Genomic DNA, 16,908 nt, shown 5'->3' with positions numbered 1-16,908 from the left:
TCTATTGAACTGACCACAGAAAGTTAGCAGTAACAGCTAACTTCTGGAGGTCATTTTTTATATAAAAATAAAAAGTAGCGCCTCATTAAAGGTTTGCTACTTTTTTGTTTGAACGTTTATAGTCTCTTTTTTAATAGTGGTTGAGTTAAACCGGTAACTCCTAATAATGCTAGAACAGTTATAAAGGCACGTTGTGTACCAAGATGTGAATCGGTCGGATCGAAATGTTCAGTAAGAGAATGCTGATTATAAGCTTTTCCACCACCACCAATCGCAATAGCGGGTATACCTAAGCTTAGGGGAACATTTATATCAGTGCTTGCAGGTTCAGATAGTAAGGGGTCAAGACCTAAGGCTCTCGCAACTTCCTCAGCGACTATGACTGGCTCAGAAGAAATTGATTGTTTCCCTGCAGGTCGGTCACCTTTTAGTTCAGCAGAAAAAGTAATAGCTGCATCATTTTTTGAAGATACTGCCCATCTATTGTTTTCATCATCAATCGCAGTTTGGACGCATGCATTAATGTTAAGTTCTCTCTTTTTTAATTCATTAGGGTCTGTTGAGCGCATATCTACGTATATCATTGCTTTTTCTGCAATGGCTGTAGGTATTGTACCACCATTAATTACACCAACATTGAATGTTGTTTTCGGGTCTGATGGGGTTACCATGTCGGCAATGTATGTTACAGCTCTAGCTGCAGCATGAACAGCGCTAGGTTTACCGAAGTCGCTGTAGCTATGCCCCCCCATGCCATTAAAAGTATAAATGTAGCGTAAACTGCCGGTTGCTTGATAGATAATTTCGTTAGGCACATCGATATCAATAGAAATAAAGGCGTCAATAGAGTCGTGTTTTTTAAAGAAATGTTTAGCACCTCGTAAATCACCAGGACCTTCTTCACCGACTGTTGCACCAATTATAAGAGAACTCTCCAATTTGATATCAAATTGTGTAAGTGTTTTTGTTAATGCTATTACTACAGCTAAGCCTCTAGCATCATCATAAATGCCAGGGCCATAATACATGCCGTCTTTGAAAGTAACAGTGACATCAGTTTCGTTATCAAAAACACTATCCAAGTGCGCACTTAAAAACAGTGTAGGGGTATCTGCGTTATCTGTTTTATTAAAATAAGCATAAGTGTTCCCTTCGTTGTCGATTGTTAAATCTTCTAATCCACTGTCATTTAAGAGTTTAATGAATAATTCACGACGTTTTTCTTCATTAAAAGGCGGGCTAGCAGTTTCGGCTAATTTTATCTGTGTTGCAATTGTTTGTTCGCTTTCTAAAAAAATCTGATGTAAGGCTTCTTTCACTCTGTCATCAGATAATATTTTTTGGATGTTTTGTTGAAAATCCGATGTTTTCGCTTCATTTTCCATTGTATGACCCCATTTCCTTTTATACTTCTATATTATACAGTAATTTATTTTTTTTGCTAAAAGCATATAATGTATTCATAAATGAGTATATCGTCTGTTATTAAGCGATAAAACCAAGCGGGAAACTTGATGATAGATTGTTTTGTTCGCAAAATACTAAATAAGTGATTTTATAATTAATAGGCCATGTAAATGAAATGTTTTTAGTCGTTGACATGTATCAGTAAACGTAGTATATTTATAAAGTTCTCAACAAGAGAAAGCAAATACAACTGTTGTTGATAGAGCATTAATTGATAGCTAACAGATATAAAAACTTCTTAAATAACTTTCAAAAAGTTGTTGACGAAATAAAATAGCTGTGCTATACTAAAGTAGTTGTCAGCGAGAGTTTGACAGCGATTGACCTTTGAAAACTGAATGAACGAAAAGACATATTATATGCTTAAACTCTTCGGAGTTTAACCAATTAATTTCGTAACGCAAACAAGTAACAAATTTTTAGCTAGCGAACTAGTTAAGGATCATTTGATGGTTTAAACACTATCACTTTTTAACGAGAGTTTGATCCTGGCTCAGGACGAACGCTGGCGGCGTGCCTAATACATGCAAGTCGAACGAACGGATAAAGAGCTTGCTCTTTTGAAGTTAGTGGCGGACGGGTGAGTAACACGTGGGTAACCTGCCTCACAGCTGGGGATAACATCGAGAAATCGATGCTAATACCGAATGTGCTGAACATCATAAGATGTTCAAGTGAAAGACGGTTTCGGCTGTCACTGTGAGATGGACCCGCGCTGGATTAGCTAGTTGGTAAGGTAATGGCTTACCAAGGCGACGATCCATAGCCGACCTGAGAGGGTGATCGGCCACATTGGGACTGAGACACGGCCCAAACTCCTACGGGAGGCAGCAGTAGGGAATCTTCGGCAATGGACGAAAGTCTGACCGAGCAACGCCGCGTGAGCGAAGAAGGCCTTCGGGTCGTAAAGCTCTGTTGTTAGAGAAGAACATGGGTGAGAGTAACTGTTCACCCCTTGACGGTATCTAACCAGAAAGCCACGGCTAACTACGTGCCAGCAGCCGCGGTAATACGTAGGTGGCAAGCGTTGTCCGGAATTATTGGGCGTAAAGCGCGCGCAGGCGGTCTCTTAAGTCTGATGTGAAAGCCCCCGGCTCAACCGGGGAGGGTCATTGGAAACTGGGAGACTTGAGGACAGAAGAGGAGAGTGGAATTCCAAGTGTAGCGGTGAAATGCGTAGATATTTGGAGGAACACCAGTGGCGAAGGCGGCTCTCTGGTCTGTTACTGACGCTGAGGCGCGAAAGCGTGGGGAGCAAACAGGATTAGATACCCTGGTAGTCCACGCCGTAAACGATGAGTGCTAAGTGTTAGGGGGTTTCCGCCCCTTAGTGCTGCAGTTAACGCATTAAGCACTCCGCCTGGGGAGTACGACCGCAAGGTTGAAACTCAAAGGAATTGACGGGGGCCCGCACAAGCGGTGGAGCATGTGGTTTAATTCGAAGCAACGCGAAGAACCTTACCAGGTCTTGACATCCTTTGACCATTCTGGAGACAGAACTTTCCCTTCGGGGACAAAGTGACAGGTGGTGCATGGTTGTCGTCAGCTCGTGTCGTGAGATGTTGGGTTAAGTCCCGCAACGAGCGCAACCCTTGATTTTAGTTGCCAGCATTTAGTTGGGCACTCTAAAGTGACTGCCGGTGTAAGCCGGAGGAAGGTGGGGATGACGTCAAATCATCATGCCCCTTATGACCTGGGCTACACACGTGCTACAATGGATAATACAAAGGGTCGCGAAGCCGCGAGGTGGAGCCAATCCCATAAAATTATTCTCAGTTCGGATTGCAGGCTGCAACTCGCCTGCATGAAGCCGGAATCGCTAGTAATCGTAGATCAGCATGCTACGGTGAATACGTTCCCGGGCCTTGTACACACCGCCCGTCACACCACGAGAGTTTGTAACACCCAAAGCCGGTTTGGTAACCTTCGGGAGCTAGCCGTCTAAGGTGGGATAGATAATTGGGGTGAAGTCGTAACAAGGTAGCCGTATCGGAAGGTGCGGCTGGATCACCTCCTTTCTAAGGAATAGGAACACATCTTCGGATGTGATAATGTTACAAATTAATTGTTATATGTTATGTCTAGCGTTCATTTAGTTTTGAGAAGTCAATCTTCTCTATAAAAATTTGTTCTTTGAAAACTGAATACTAATTGATATTAAATAGAAAGACCAAGTAACAACCGAGACTCATTTTAGGTGATTTATAATCATCAGATCGTATCGCACGATCAACCAGACATGTGTTCATCATGTCGAACTTTGCCTCTTCGGAGGCAAGGTAAAGGAATACAACCATTGAAGTGTAGGAGTCATCTTACATCGAAAGACATTGTAAACCTGAAGGTTAAGTTAGAAAGGGCGCACGGTGAATGCCTTGGCACTAGGAGCCGATGAAGGACGGGACTAACACCGATATGCTTTGGGGAGCTGTACGTAAGCTTTGATCCAGAGATTTCCGAATGGGGAAACCTACTATGCTTGATCGCATAGTGTCTTCAACTGAATACATAGGTTGTTGACGGCAGACGCAGGGAACTGAAACATCTTATTACCTGCAGGAAGAGAAAGAAAAATCGATTTCCTAAGTAGCGGCGAGCGAAACGGAAACAGCCCAAACCAAAGAGCTTGCTCTTTGGGGTTGTAGGACACTCTACACGGAGTTACAAAAGAAACGTTTAGTTGAGTAACCTGGAAAGGTTAACCAAAGAGGGTAACAGTCCCGTAAACGAAAAGCGTTTCTCTCCAGAGTGGATCCTGAGTACGGCGGGACACGAGAAATCCCGTCGGAATCCACGGGGACCATCCCGTAAGGCTAAATACTCCCTAGTGACCGATAGTGTACCAGTACCGTGAGGGAAAGGTGAAAAGAACCCCGGAAGGGGAGTGAAATAGTTCCTGAAACCGTGTGCCTACAAGTAGTTAAAGCCCGTTAATGGGTGATAGCGTGCCTTTTGTAGAATGAACCGGCGAGTTACGTTTACTAGCAAGGTTAAGTTGATAAGACGGAGCCGCAGCGAAAGCGAGTCTGAATAGGGCGAATTAGTTAGTAGGCGTAGACCCGAAACCAGGTGATCTACCCATGTCCAGGATGAAGGTAAGGTAAAACTTACTGGAGGTCCGAACCCACGTAAGTTGAAAATTGCGGGGATGAGGTGTGGGTAGCGGAGAAATTCCAATCGAACCTGGAGATAGCTGGTTCTCTCCGAAATAGCTTTAGGGCTAGCCTCGAGGTTGAGAGTCATGGAGGTAGAGCACTGTTTGAACTAGGGGCCCATCTAGGGTTACTGAATTCAGATAAACTCCGAATGCCATCGACTTATACTCGGGAGTCAGACAGTGAGTGATAAGATCCATTGTCGAGAGGGAAACAGCCCAGACCACCAGTTAAGGTCCCTAAATATACGTTAAGTGGAAAAGGATGTAGTATTGCTTAGACAACTAGGATGTTGGCTCAGAAGCAGCCACCATTTAAAGAGTGCGTAATAGCTCACTAGTCGAGTGACACCGCGCCGAAAATGTACCGGGGCTAAACGTATTACCGAAACTGTGGATGGACATCTAAGATGTCCGTGGTAGGAGAGCGTTCTAAGGACAGTGAAGTCAGACCGAGAGGACTGGTGGAGTGCTTAGAAGTGAGAATGCCGGTATGAGTAGCGAAAGACGGGTGAGAATCCCGTCCACCGAATATCTAAGGTTTCCTGGGGAAGGCTCGTCCGCCCAGGGTTAGTCGGGACCTAAGCTGAGGCCGATAGGCGTAGGCGATGGACAACAGATTGATATTTCTGTACCAGTCATTAATGTTTGAGCGATGGGGGGACGCAGGAGGATACGAACGCATGCTGATGGATATGCATGTACAAGCAATTAGGCAGGGAAGTAGGCAAATCCGCTTTCCGTGTAAGCTGAGTTGTGATGTGGTGGCACCTAGTGCCGTAGGTTCTGATTCCACACTGCCAAGAAAAGCCTCTAGTTAGTTAATGACTGCCCGTACCGCAATCCGACACAGGTAGATGAGGAGAGAATCCTAAGGTGAGCGAGAGAACTCTTGTTAAGGAACTCGGCAAAATGACCCCGTAACTTCGGGAGAAGGGGTGCTCTATTAAGGTGAAAGCCTGAGAGAGCCGCAGTGAATAGGCCCAAGCGACTGTTTACCAAAAACACAGGTCTATGCAAAATCGTAAGATGACGTATATGGGCTGACACCTGCCCGGTGCTGGAAGGTTAAGAGGAGTGCTTAGCGCAAGCGAAGGTGCGAATTGAAGCCCCAGTAAACGGCGGCCGTAACTATAACGGTCCTAAGGTAGCGAAATTCCTTGTCGGGTAAGTTCCGACCCGCACGAAAGGTGTAACGATTTGGGCACTGTCTCAACAAGAGACTCGGTGAAATTATAGTACCTGTGAAGATGCAGGTTACCCGCGACAGGACGGAAAGACCCCGTGGAGCTTTACTGCAATCTGATATTGAATGTTTGTGTCACTTGTACAGGATAGGTAGGAGCCTTAGATTCCGGAGCGCTAGCTTCGGAGGAGGCGTTGGTGGGATACTACCCTTGTGACATGACCATTCTAACCCGCACCCCTTATCGGGGTGGGAGACAGTGTCAGATGGGCAGTTTGACTGGGGCGGTCGCCTCCTAAAGAGTAACGGAGGCGCCCAAAGGTTCCCTCAGAATGGTTGGAAATCATTCGCAGAGTGTAAAGGCACAAGGGAGCTTGACTGTGAGACCTACAAGTCGAACAGGGACGAAAGTCGGGCTTAGTGATCCGGTGGTTCCGCATGGAAGGGCCATCGCTCAACGGATAAAAGCTACCCCGGGGATAACAGGCTTATCTCCCCCAAGAGTCCACATCGACGGGGAGGTTTGGCACCTCGATGTCGGCTCATCGCATCCTGGGGCTGTAGTCGGTCCCAAGGGTTGGGCTGTTCGCCCATTAAAGCGGTACGCGAGCTGGGTTCAGAACGTCGTGAGACAGTTCGGTCCCTATCCGTCGCGGGCGCAGGAAATTTGAGAGGAGCTGTCCTTAGTACGAGAGGACCGGGATGGACACACCGCTGGTGTACCAGTTGTTCCGCCAGGAGCATCGCTGGGTAGCTATGTGTGGAAGGGATAAACGCTGAAAGCATCTAAGCGTGAAGCCCCCCTCGAGATGAGATTTCCCATCACTTTATGTGAGTAAGACCCCTGAGAGACGATCAGGTTGATAGGTTCGGAGTGGAAGTACAGCAATGTATGGAGCGGACGAATACTAATAGGTCGAGGACTTAACCTTATTAATTTTTAAAAAAGCGAAAATGACGATTGGTTGTCGCAAATTCTTTCTATATCAATAAGTATTCAGTTTTGAGAGTGCAAATTCTCTTGATAATTTCATATTATCCAAGCAAGTGAGATGAATTCACTTATGAAGCGAAGGATTTCTAGACGGCTTTGAGTCGATTGAGGAGCATACTTATGGTATGTGACAATTGAGACGATAAGACAACAACGAAATACACAGCTTACTAAGAGAATGGCATCAAAAAAACGTTTGGTGACGATAGCAAAGAGGATACACCTGTTCCCATCCCGAACACAGTAGTTAAGCTCTTTAGCGCCGATGGTAGTTGGGGGTTTCCCCCTGTGAGAGTAGGACGTTGCCAAGCAATCTATCATGTGATTTATGCTTGACATTGATCGCTAAACATGGTAAGATTAAATAGCTGTTCAATCAGCGATTGACCTTTGAAAACTGAATGAACGAAAAGACATATTATATGCTTAAACTCTTCGGAGTTTAACCAATTAATTTCGTAACGCAAACAAGTAACAAATTTTTAGCTAGCGAACTAGTTAAGGATCATTTGATGGTTTAAACACTATCACTTTTTAACGAGAGTTTGATCCTGGCTCAGGACGAACGCTGGCGGCGTGCCTAATACATGCAAGTCGAACGAACGGATAAAGAGCTTGCTCTTTTGAAGTTAGTGGCGGACGGGTGAGTAACACGTGGGTAACCTGCCTCACAGCTGGGGATAACATCGAGAAATCGATGCTAATACCGAATGTGCTGAACATCATAAGATGTTCAAGTGAAAGACGGTTTCGGCTGTCACTGTGAGATGGACCCGCGCTGGATTAGCTAGTTGGTAAGGTAATGGCTTACCAAGGCGACGATCCATAGCCGACCTGAGAGGGTGATCGGCCACATTGGGACTGAGACACGGCCCAAACTCCTACGGGAGGCAGCAGTAGGGAATCTTCGGCAATGGACGAAAGTCTGACCGAGCAACGCCGCGTGAGCGAAGAAGGCCTTCGGGTCGTAAAGCTCTGTTGTTAGAGAAGAACATGGGTGAGAGTAACTGTTCACCCCTTGACGGTATCTAACCAGAAAGCCACGGCTAACTACGTGCCAGCAGCCGCGGTAATACGTAGGTGGCAAGCGTTGTCCGGAATTATTGGGCGTAAAGCGCGCGCAGGCGGTCTCTTAAGTCTGATGTGAAAGCCCCCGGCTCAACCGGGGAGGGTCATTGGAAACTGGGAGACTTGAGGACAGAAGAGGAGAGTGGAATTCCAAGTGTAGCGGTGAAATGCGTAGATATTTGGAGGAACACCAGTGGCGAAGGCGGCTCTCTGGTCTGTTACTGACGCTGAGGCGCGAAAGCGTGGGGAGCAAACAGGATTAGATACCCTGGTAGTCCACGCCGTAAACGATGAGTGCTAAGTGTTAGGGGGTTTCCGCCCCTTAGTGCTGCAGTTAACGCATTAAGCACTCCGCCTGGGGAGTACGACCGCAAGGTTGAAACTCAAAGGAATTGACGGGGGCCCGCACAAGCGGTGGAGCATGTGGTTTAATTCGAAGCAACGCGAAGAACCTTACCAGGTCTTGACATCCTTTGACCATTCTGGAGACAGAACTTTCCCTTCGGGGACAAAGTGACAGGTGGTGCATGGTTGTCGTCAGCTCGTGTCGTGAGATGTTGGGTTAAGTCCCGCAACGAGCGCAACCCTTGATTTTAGTTGCCAGCATTTAGTTGGGCACTCTAAAGTGACTGCCGGTGTAAGCCGGAGGAAGGTGGGGATGACGTCAAATCATCATGCCCCTTATGACCTGGGCTACACACGTGCTACAATGGATAATACAAAGGGTCGCGAAGCCGCGAGGTGGAGCCAATCCCATAAAATTATTCTCAGTTCGGATTGCAGGCTGCAACTCGCCTGCATGAAGCCGGAATCGCTAGTAATCGTAGATCAGCATGCTACGGTGAATACGTTCCCGGGCCTTGTACACACCGCCCGTCACACCACGAGAGTTTGTAACACCCAAAGCCGGTTTGGTAACCTTCGGGAGCTAGCCGTCTAAGGTGGGATAGATAATTGGGGTGAAGTCGTAACAAGGTAGCCGTATCGGAAGGTGCGGCTGGATCACCTCCTTTCTAAGGAATAGGAACACATCTTCGGATGTGATAATGTTACAAATTAATTGTTATATGTTATGTCTAGCGTTCATTTAGTTTTGAGAAGTCAATCTTCTCTATAAAAATTTGTTCTTTGAAAACTGAATACTAATTGATATTAAATAGAAAGACCAAGTAACAACCGAGACTCATTTTAGGTGATTTATAATCATCAGATCGTATCGCACGATCAACCAGACATGTGTTCATCATGTCGAACTTTGCCTCTTCGGAGGCAAGGTAAAGGAATACAACCATTGAAGTGTAGGAGTCATCTTACATCGAAAGACATTGTAAACCTGAAGGTTAAGTTAGAAAGGGCGCACGGTGAATGCCTTGGCACTAGGAGCCGATGAAGGACGGGACTAACACCGATATGCTTTGGGGAGCTGTACGTAAGCTTTGATCCAGAGATTTCCGAATGGGGAAACCTACTATGCTTGATCGCATAGTGTCTTCAACTGAATACATAGGTTGTTGACGGCAGACGCAGGGAACTGAAACATCTTATTACCTGCAGGAAGAGAAAGAAAAATCGATTTCCTAAGTAGCGGCGAGCGAAACGGAAACAGCCCAAACCAAAGAGCTTGCTCTTTGGGGTTGTAGGACACTCTACACGGAGTTACAAAAGAAACGTTTAGTTGAGTAACCTGGAAAGGTTAACCAAAGAGGGTAACAGTCCCGTAAACGAAAAGCGTTTCTCTCCAGAGTGGATCCTGAGTACGGCGGGACACGAGAAATCCCGTCGGAATCCACGGGGACCATCCCGTAAGGCTAAATACTCCCTAGTGACCGATAGTGTACCAGTACCGTGAGGGAAAGGTGAAAAGAACCCCGGAAGGGGAGTGAAATAGTTCCTGAAACCGTGTGCCTACAAGTAGTTAAAGCCCGTTAATGGGTGATAGCGTGCCTTTTGTAGAATGAACCGGCGAGTTACGTTTACTAGCAAGGTTAAGTTGATAAGACGGAGCCGCAGCGAAAGCGAGTCTGAATAGGGCGAATTAGTTAGTAGGCGTAGACCCGAAACCAGGTGATCTACCCATGTCCAGGATGAAGGTAAGGTAAAACTTACTGGAGGTCCGAACCCACGTAAGTTGAAAATTGCGGGGATGAGGTGTGGGTAGCGGAGAAATTCCAATCGAACCTGGAGATAGCTGGTTCTCTCCGAAATAGCTTTAGGGCTAGCCTCGAGGTTGAGAGTCATGGAGGTAGAGCACTGTTTGAACTAGGGGCCCATCTAGGGTTACTGAATTCAGATAAACTCCGAATGCCATCGACTTATACTCGGGAGTCAGACAGTGAGTGATAAGATCCATTGTCGAGAGGGAAACAGCCCAGACCACCAGTTAAGGTCCCTAAATATACGTTAAGTGGAAAAGGATGTAGTATTGCTTAGACAACTAGGATGTTGGCTCAGAAGCAGCCACCATTTAAAGAGTGCGTAATAGCTCACTAGTCGAGTGACACCGCGCCGAAAATGTACCGGGGCTAAACGTATTACCGAAACTGTGGATGGACATCTAAGATGTCCGTGGTAGGAGAGCGTTCTAAGGACAGTGAAGTCAGACCGAGAGGACTGGTGGAGTGCTTAGAAGTGAGAATGCCGGTATGAGTAGCGAAAGACGGGTGAGAATCCCGTCCACCGAATATCTAAGGTTTCCTGGGGAAGGCTCGTCCGCCCAGGGTTAGTCGGGACCTAAGCTGAGGCCGATAGGCGTAGGCGATGGACAACAGATTGATATTTCTGTACCAGTCATTAATGTTTGAGCGATGGGGGGACGCAGGAGGATACGAACGCATGCTGATGGATATGCATGTACAAGCAATTAGGCAGGGAAGTAGGCAAATCCGCTTTCCGTGTAAGCTGAGTTGTGATGTGGTGGCACCTAGTGCCGTAGGTTCTGATTCCACACTGCCAAGAAAAGCCTCTAGTTAGTTAATGACTGCCCGTACCGCAATCCGACACAGGTAGATGAGGAGAGAATCCTAAGGTGAGCGAGAGAACTCTTGTTAAGGAACTCGGCAAAATGACCCCGTAACTTCGGGAGAAGGGGTGCTCTATTAAGGTGAAAGCCTGAGAGAGCCGCAGTGAATAGGCCCAAGCGACTGTTTACCAAAAACACAGGTCTATGCAAAATCGTAAGATGACGTATATGGGCTGACACCTGCCCGGTGCTGGAAGGTTAAGAGGAGTGCTTAGCGCAAGCGAAGGTGCGAATTGAAGCCCCAGTAAACGGCGGCCGTAACTATAACGGTCCTAAGGTAGCGAAATTCCTTGTCGGGTAAGTTCCGACCCGCACGAAAGGTGTAACGATTTGGGCACTGTCTCAACAAGAGACTCGGTGAAATTATAGTACCTGTGAAGATGCAGGTTACCCGCGACAGGACGGAAAGACCCCGTGGAGCTTTACTGCAATCTGATATTGAATGTTTGTGTCACTTGTACAGGATAGGTAGGAGCCTTAGATTCCGGAGCGCTAGCTTCGGAGGAGGCGTTGGTGGGATACTACCCTTGTGACATGACCATTCTAACCCGCACCCCTTATCGGGGTGGGAGACAGTGTCAGATGGGCAGTTTGACTGGGGCGGTCGCCTCCTAAAGAGTAACGGAGGCGCCCAAAGGTTCCCTCAGAATGGTTGGAAATCATTCGCAGAGTGTAAAGGCACAAGGGAGCTTGACTGTGAGACCTACAAGTCGAACAGGGACGAAAGTCGGGCTTAGTGATCCGGTGGTTCCGCATGGAAGGGCCATCGCTCAACGGATAAAAGCTACCCCGGGGATAACAGGCTTATCTCCCCCAAGAGTCCACATCGACGGGGAGGTTTGGCACCTCGATGTCGGCTCATCGCATCCTGGGGCTGTAGTCGGTCCCAAGGGTTGGGCTGTTCGCCCATTAAAGCGGTACGCGAGCTGGGTTCAGAACGTCGTGAGACAGTTCGGTCCCTATCCGTCGCGGGCGCAGGAAATTTGAGAGGAGCTGTCCTTAGTACGAGAGGACCGGGATGGACACACCGCTGGTGTACCAGTTGTTCCGCCAGGAGCATCGCTGGGTAGCTATGTGTGGAAGGGATAAACGCTGAAAGCATCTAAGCGTGAAGCCCCCCTCGAGATGAGATTTCCCATCACTTTATGTGAGTAAGACCCCTGAGAGACGATCAGGTTGATAGGTTCGGAGTGGAAGTACAGCAATGTATGGAGCGGACGAATACTAATAGGTCGAGGACTTAACCTTATTAATTTTTAAAAAAGCGAAAATGACGATTGGTTGTCGCAAATTCTTTCTATATCAATAAGTATTCAGTTTTGAGAGTGCAAATTCTCTTGATAATTTCATATTATCCAAGCAAGTGAGATGAATTCACTTATGAAGCGAAGGATTTCTAGACGGCTTTGAGTCGATTGAGGAGCATACTTATGGTATGTGACAATTGAGACGATAAGACAACAACGAAATACACAGCTTACTAAGAGAATGGCATCAAAAAAACGTTTGGTGACGATAGCAAAGAGGATACACCTGTTCCCATCCCGAACACAGTAGTTAAGCTCTTTAGCGCCGATGGTAGTTGGGGGTTTCCCCCTGTGAGAGTAGGACGTTGCCAAGCAAGTTTGGTAGTAATAGCAAGAAGGATACACCTGTTCCCATCCCGAACACAGTAGTTAAGCTTTTTAGCGCCGATGGTAGTTGGGGGTTTCCCCCTGTGAGAGTAGGACATTGCCAAGCAAACTTAAAATACCCTTATGGGTATTTTTTTTTCGAAAATATTAACCGCTCCCCAAAAAATTAGACCTGAAAATATTTATATATTATGAAAAAATAACTCAGGGAGTTTGCTTATTAAGAAACTTTATTTAAATCCATTCATGAAGATGTATAATAACGAGATTTTCTCTTCTGCAATTTCAGTGAAGCCAAGAGATCATTCGGTTATGACTGCATTGAAATAAACAATTGAGAAAAAAGTGATGGTACTTATCATCGAACTTTTTATTCAAATAAAGGATGGAGATAGCAAATGAAAGTTTTTAACAATGAACTAAAAAAAGCATATTTTTCAAAGTATGTCTCGTAAACGAAACTGCTTAGAAATTATCCATAGGAGAATTTCTTTAGCATACTCAAACTAGAACTTTACCAGGGCATTATCTATAAAAAATATCAGGAATTAAAATCAGGGATTGAAAATTATATAGCATACTATCATCATTCTCAAATGAAATAAAAATTAAACTAGCAAAGTGTGGCTCAATTCATAAAGAAAATGAGCGGAACTACGTAAAAAAACAGAGTAGAAAATCTACTCTGTAAAAAGTCTAGCTTTTTTGGTTACTACATTAAGTGTTTTTATTTTCTAAATTAATTAACTGGAGACATAAAATCAGTTTTGTTTAGTTCCCCGTTGAATTTTTGAATGAGGCCAGAGAATTGGAGGCGCTCTGCTTCAGACCATTCATCTAATAGGCTTTCATAAATTTTATGGCGTGCTTGATGAGCTTTCTTTAAAAAATAACGTCCGCTTTCTGTTAAAGAATATTTTTTTGACTTTTTATCTTCGATGCTAGTTTCGACACGAAGGACACCTTCACTAACCATATCTTTTAGTTGTTTTTTGACTTTTTCTAATTCTATATGATAAATTTCTGAAATTTTATCAGCAGATAATTTTGGTGTTTCAGCTAACAAATCAAGAATCAAATACGTAGACCATTTTAAGTTTGTTTCCGATTCATTAATTTTTGTTTTGAAAGTGCCCAATCTAAAAGTATGTGCTAATTCGTGTGCAATTTGTTCAGTACTATCATTATTTTTATATGATGACATATGTCAGTCTCCTTTTAATATCTTTATTATCATTGGATAGAAACTAAAAATACAGTTTAATTATAAGTATTTGAATGTTTCTAATAGTCTAGTACAGTATAGCAAAGTATCATTAGAATTACCAATTTAGCAACTGTACTTATTAGTAATACACAAAATTAATTTGGTGTAAAATATTAGTTTATTGTGACATTTTCATGGTATAATATATTAGTTGTAATCTATTATATATATAGTGAAAGGAGTTATTTTTATGCAAGAAACAAAAGAAGCTTACCAGGTTTTACTCTATTATTTATACACACCAATCGAAAATCCAACAGAATTCGCACAAAATCATTTGGCATACTGTAAGGATTTGGAATTGAAGGGTCGTATATTAATTGGTGATGAGGGTATCAATGGTACTGTCTCAGGTACTGTAGAGAAAACAAATCAATATGTTAAAGATATGCAAGCGAATCCACTATTTAAAGGCATAAAATTTAAAATTGATCAAGCAGACGGTCATGTTTTTAATAAAATGCATTGTCGTCCACGAACTGAAATTGTAGCTCTAGAGTTAGAGGATGATATTAACCCTCATGAAGTAACAGGTGAGTATTTAAATGCTGATAAGTTCCGTGAAGCATTACTAGATGAAAATACTGTTGTATTGGATGCTCGTAATGATTATGAATATGATTTAGGGCATTTTCGTGGCGCAATTCGCCCAGATATACGCTCTTTCCGTGAGTTACCTCAATGGGTTCAGGATCATAAAGATGAATTGATGGAAAAAAGAGTAGTTACTTATTGTACAGGTGGTATTCGTTGTGAAAAATTCTCTGGTTACCTTGTACGTGAAGGTTTTAAAGATGTTGGACAGCTTGATGGTGGTATTGCTACTTATGGTAAAGATGAAATGGTTAAAGGCGATTTATGGGATGGTAAAATGTACGTCTTTGATAAGCGCATATCAGTTCCAATCAACCAAGTAGAAGAAGTTATTGTTGGTGTCGATTATTTTGATGGTACACCTTGTGAACGTTATATTAACTGTGCGAATCCACGTTGTAATAAACAAATTTTAACTAATGAATCAAATGAATTAAAATACTTGGGAAGTTGTTCACATGAATGTCGTGTACATGAAGACAATATTTATACTAAACGCCATAATATGTCTGAAGAAGAGTATCAAGAACGTCTATTATTAATAACAGATGGTAAATAATAAAAAAGCAGTTTCTCTCAAAATTAGTTGAGAGAAACTGCTTTTTGCATTGTAGTAAATTCTTGATGCTTTTTTTTAACAGTGAAACCATTTATTGTATAGAACTGTTTTAAAAATTTATTGCTATTTAAGTAATCTAGTCTTAGTGAAGAGATAGATAAACTTTCTGCAATCTCTTCAATGTGTTTTAACATGTGTGAACCGAGATTCATACCATTAAATTCATTGCTAACCATTAAACGATGGATATAAAAGACTTTGGCTTTATCTTTTCCCCATAGTTTAGTGTCCCAAGTACTTTGTTCGTGAAGTAATATCACAGCACCAATAATTTGACTATTATATTCATAAACCATAACTTCATTATTAGTTATTCGATATTTTGTATTATGAGAGTCAACACCATCTAACAACGCTGACCACTGACTAGAACCTGATTCTTTGAACGCTTTAGCTTTTTGCAGTAATAGGTTCCAAACAGAGTGATAGTCGTCTGGTGTCGCCCAGCGAGGTGTAATTTGATAAGAGCTATCATTTTTAGTAATTGTGATAGGTGTCATTACCAAGCACCTTAATAATAGGGTGCCATAAAGAGATAAACGATTACACCAGTTATACTAACATATAGCCATATAGGCATTGTCCAACGAACAATTTTTTTATGTTTGACTGTTTGCATTGACCAACCCCACCATGTAGAAAATAAAGCAAGTGGCACAACAAGTGCAGCTAATATACTGTGACTTACTAAAATAAAGAAGTAAATCGGACGAACAACACCTTGTCCACCAAATTTAGGTGGTTCACTTTGGAGAAAGTGAAATGTAAGATAAGAGAATAAAAAGAGCATTGTCGTTACCCACGCTGCTAAGATAAAGCCGCGGTGTAATTTAATGTTTTTCTTCTTAATAATCGCCCACAATGCAAAGCATAAGAAAATGAAAGTAAAACTGTTAAACACAGCGTTGAATCGAGGGAAAAGATAGAGATCGAATGATACTTTTCCACTGTATCCAACAAGTGGTGAGAAAAAGAGTAGTAGAATGAATATGTCGGCTAGAATAGAGACTGTTATGATTAAACCAACGTGATTTTTTTTACTCTTTGGGTGGTGTTCCTGAGACATTTAAATGTCCTCCTTAATTATAATTAGCTTTTTTGACGGTTATATGCACCGTGCCATACAGGTCCAATAAATTGGTTAAGCGCAAAACCATCTTTAATTGCTGCAGTAACAAAGTCTTTTGCTTTAGCAACAGACTCTGAAACAGTCATACCATTAGCAAGTCCTGCAGTAATTGCTGCTGCAAATGTACAACCTGCACCATGATTATGATTACCAGGTACCTTTGGAGCTTCTAATACAGTGTAGTTACTACCATCAAAGAGCAAGTCGATAGCTTTATCAGTTTGCAAGGCTTTTCCGCCTTTAATAACAACGTATTTAGCACCTAAAGCATGTATTTTGGCAGCCGCAACTTTCATACCTTCAAGATCGGTAATAGGAGCAGTCTGCGCTAGTTGGCTTGCTTCGAATAGATTTGGTGTCACCACTGTCGCTAAGGGAACTAATAAATCACGGATAGCAGCAGCGTTTTCTGGTTGCATAAGTTCGTCTTCACCTTTACAGACCATAACTGGATCAATAACAACATTTTTTAATTGATGTTGTTCAATTGCGTCAGCTGCGGCTTTTGTGTTTTCTACAGAACCTAACATACCTGTTTTCATTGCATCGACTGGCCCACCAGAAAGAACCGTTTTAAGAGCTGCCCTAACAACTTCAGAGTCAATGATTGTTACACCATGGCTCCAATTATTATCAGGATCCATGGTTACAATTGAAGTTACTGCAGAAAAACCAAATGTTCCATACTCTTGAAATGTTTTTAAATCAGCTTGTAAACCTGCTCCGCCACTAGAATCAGAACCGGCGATGGTTAGTGTTTTTTTGATTGACATTAAA

6 protein-coding genes, 7 rRNA genes and 1 pseudogene are annotated in these 16,908 nt (G+C 43.5%); 9 read left to right on the top strand and 5 right to left on the bottom strand.

The window, feature by feature from the left end:
- Positions 1-116: 116 nt before the first annotated feature.
- Positions 117-1,385 (bottom strand): M20/M25/M40 family metallo-hydrolase, encoded by a 1,269-nt coding sequence (locus V6S17_RS10595; protein WP_029091777.1) that lies wholly within the window; start codon positions 1,383-1,385, stop codon positions 117-119.
- Positions 1,386-1,937: 552 nt separating this feature from the next.
- Here V6S17_RS10595 and V6S17_RS10590 point away from each other — a divergent pair.
- The 8 genes and pseudogenes from V6S17_RS10590 to V6S17_RS12710 all read left to right on the top strand — a co-directional run.
- A 16S ribosomal RNA gene (locus V6S17_RS10590) occupies positions 1,938-3,485 on the top strand.
- Positions 3,486-3,810: 325 nt separating this feature from the next.
- Positions 3,811-6,739: ribosomal RNA gene (locus V6S17_RS10585) — 23S ribosomal RNA — on the top strand.
- A 257-nt stretch (positions 6,740-6,996) separates the two neighbouring features.
- A 5S ribosomal RNA gene (gene rrf / locus V6S17_RS10580) occupies positions 6,997-7,112 on the top strand.
- A 222-nt stretch (positions 7,113-7,334) separates the two neighbouring features.
- Positions 7,335-8,882: ribosomal RNA gene (locus tag V6S17_RS10575) — 16S ribosomal RNA — on the top strand.
- A gap of 325 nt (positions 8,883-9,207) precedes the next feature.
- Positions 9,208-12,136, top strand: a 23S ribosomal RNA gene (locus tag V6S17_RS10570).
- Positions 12,137-12,393: 257 nt separating this feature from the next.
- Positions 12,394-12,509, top strand: a 5S ribosomal RNA gene (rrf, locus tag V6S17_RS10565).
- A gap of 3 nt (positions 12,510-12,512) precedes the next feature.
- Positions 12,513-12,628, top strand: a 5S ribosomal RNA gene (gene rrf / locus V6S17_RS10560).
- The 16S, 23S and 5S rRNA genes sit together here, the layout of an rRNA operon.
- Before the next feature lie 388 nt (positions 12,629-13,016).
- Positions 13,017-13,127 (top strand): annotated as a pseudogene (locus V6S17_RS12710) (IS3 family transposase); the annotation flags it as partial.
- Positions 13,128-13,261: 134 nt separating this feature from the next.
- Here V6S17_RS12710 and V6S17_RS10555 read toward each other — a convergent pair.
- On the bottom strand, positions 13,262-13,726 hold the full coding sequence (locus tag V6S17_RS10555) for a hypothetical protein (RefSeq protein WP_029091348.1): 465 nt from the start codon (positions 13,724-13,726) through the stop codon (positions 13,262-13,264).
- 253 nt (positions 13,727-13,979) lie between these two features.
- Between V6S17_RS10555 and V6S17_RS10550 the strand changes: the two genes are divergently transcribed.
- Complete coding sequence (locus V6S17_RS10550; protein ID WP_029091349.1) at positions 13,980-14,942, top strand: rhodanese-related sulfurtransferase; 963 nt, start codon at positions 13,980-13,982, stop codon at positions 14,940-14,942.
- Positions 14,943-14,965: 23 nt separating this feature from the next.
- On the opposite strand, the gene V6S17_RS10545 is transcribed toward V6S17_RS10550, so the two are convergent.
- Genes V6S17_RS10545 through thiD form a run of 3 tightly spaced genes read right to left on the bottom strand, consistent with a single transcriptional unit; the run spans position 14,966 to position 16,904 of the window.
- Positions 14,966-15,502 carry a GNAT family N-acetyltransferase gene (locus V6S17_RS10545; protein WP_051535963.1) on the bottom strand — a complete coding sequence of 179 codons (537 nt, stop codon included), beginning with the start codon at positions 15,500-15,502 and terminating at the stop codon, positions 14,966-14,968.
- Between the two features lie 11 nt (positions 15,503-15,513).
- Positions 15,514-16,068, bottom strand: coding sequence for a DUF420 domain-containing protein (locus tag V6S17_RS10540; RefSeq protein ID WP_029091350.1), 555 nt, complete (start codon positions 16,066-16,068; stop codon positions 15,514-15,516).
- Positions 16,069-16,091: 23 nt separating this feature from the next.
- Positions 16,092-16,904 carry a bifunctional hydroxymethylpyrimidine kinase/phosphomethylpyrimidine kinase gene (thiD, locus tag V6S17_RS10535; protein ID WP_029091351.1) on the bottom strand — a complete coding sequence of 271 codons (813 nt, stop codon included), beginning with the start codon at positions 16,902-16,904 and terminating at the stop codon, positions 16,092-16,094.
- Between the last annotated feature and the right edge of the window lie 4 nt (positions 16,905-16,908).

The sequence above is a fragment of the Brochothrix thermosphacta DSM 20171 = FSL F6-1036 genome (genome assembly GCF_036884295.1).
GTDB lineage: Bacteria > Bacillota > Bacilli > Lactobacillales > Listeriaceae > Brochothrix > Brochothrix thermosphacta.
This window is presented reverse-complemented; position numbering and strand designations above follow the sequence as displayed.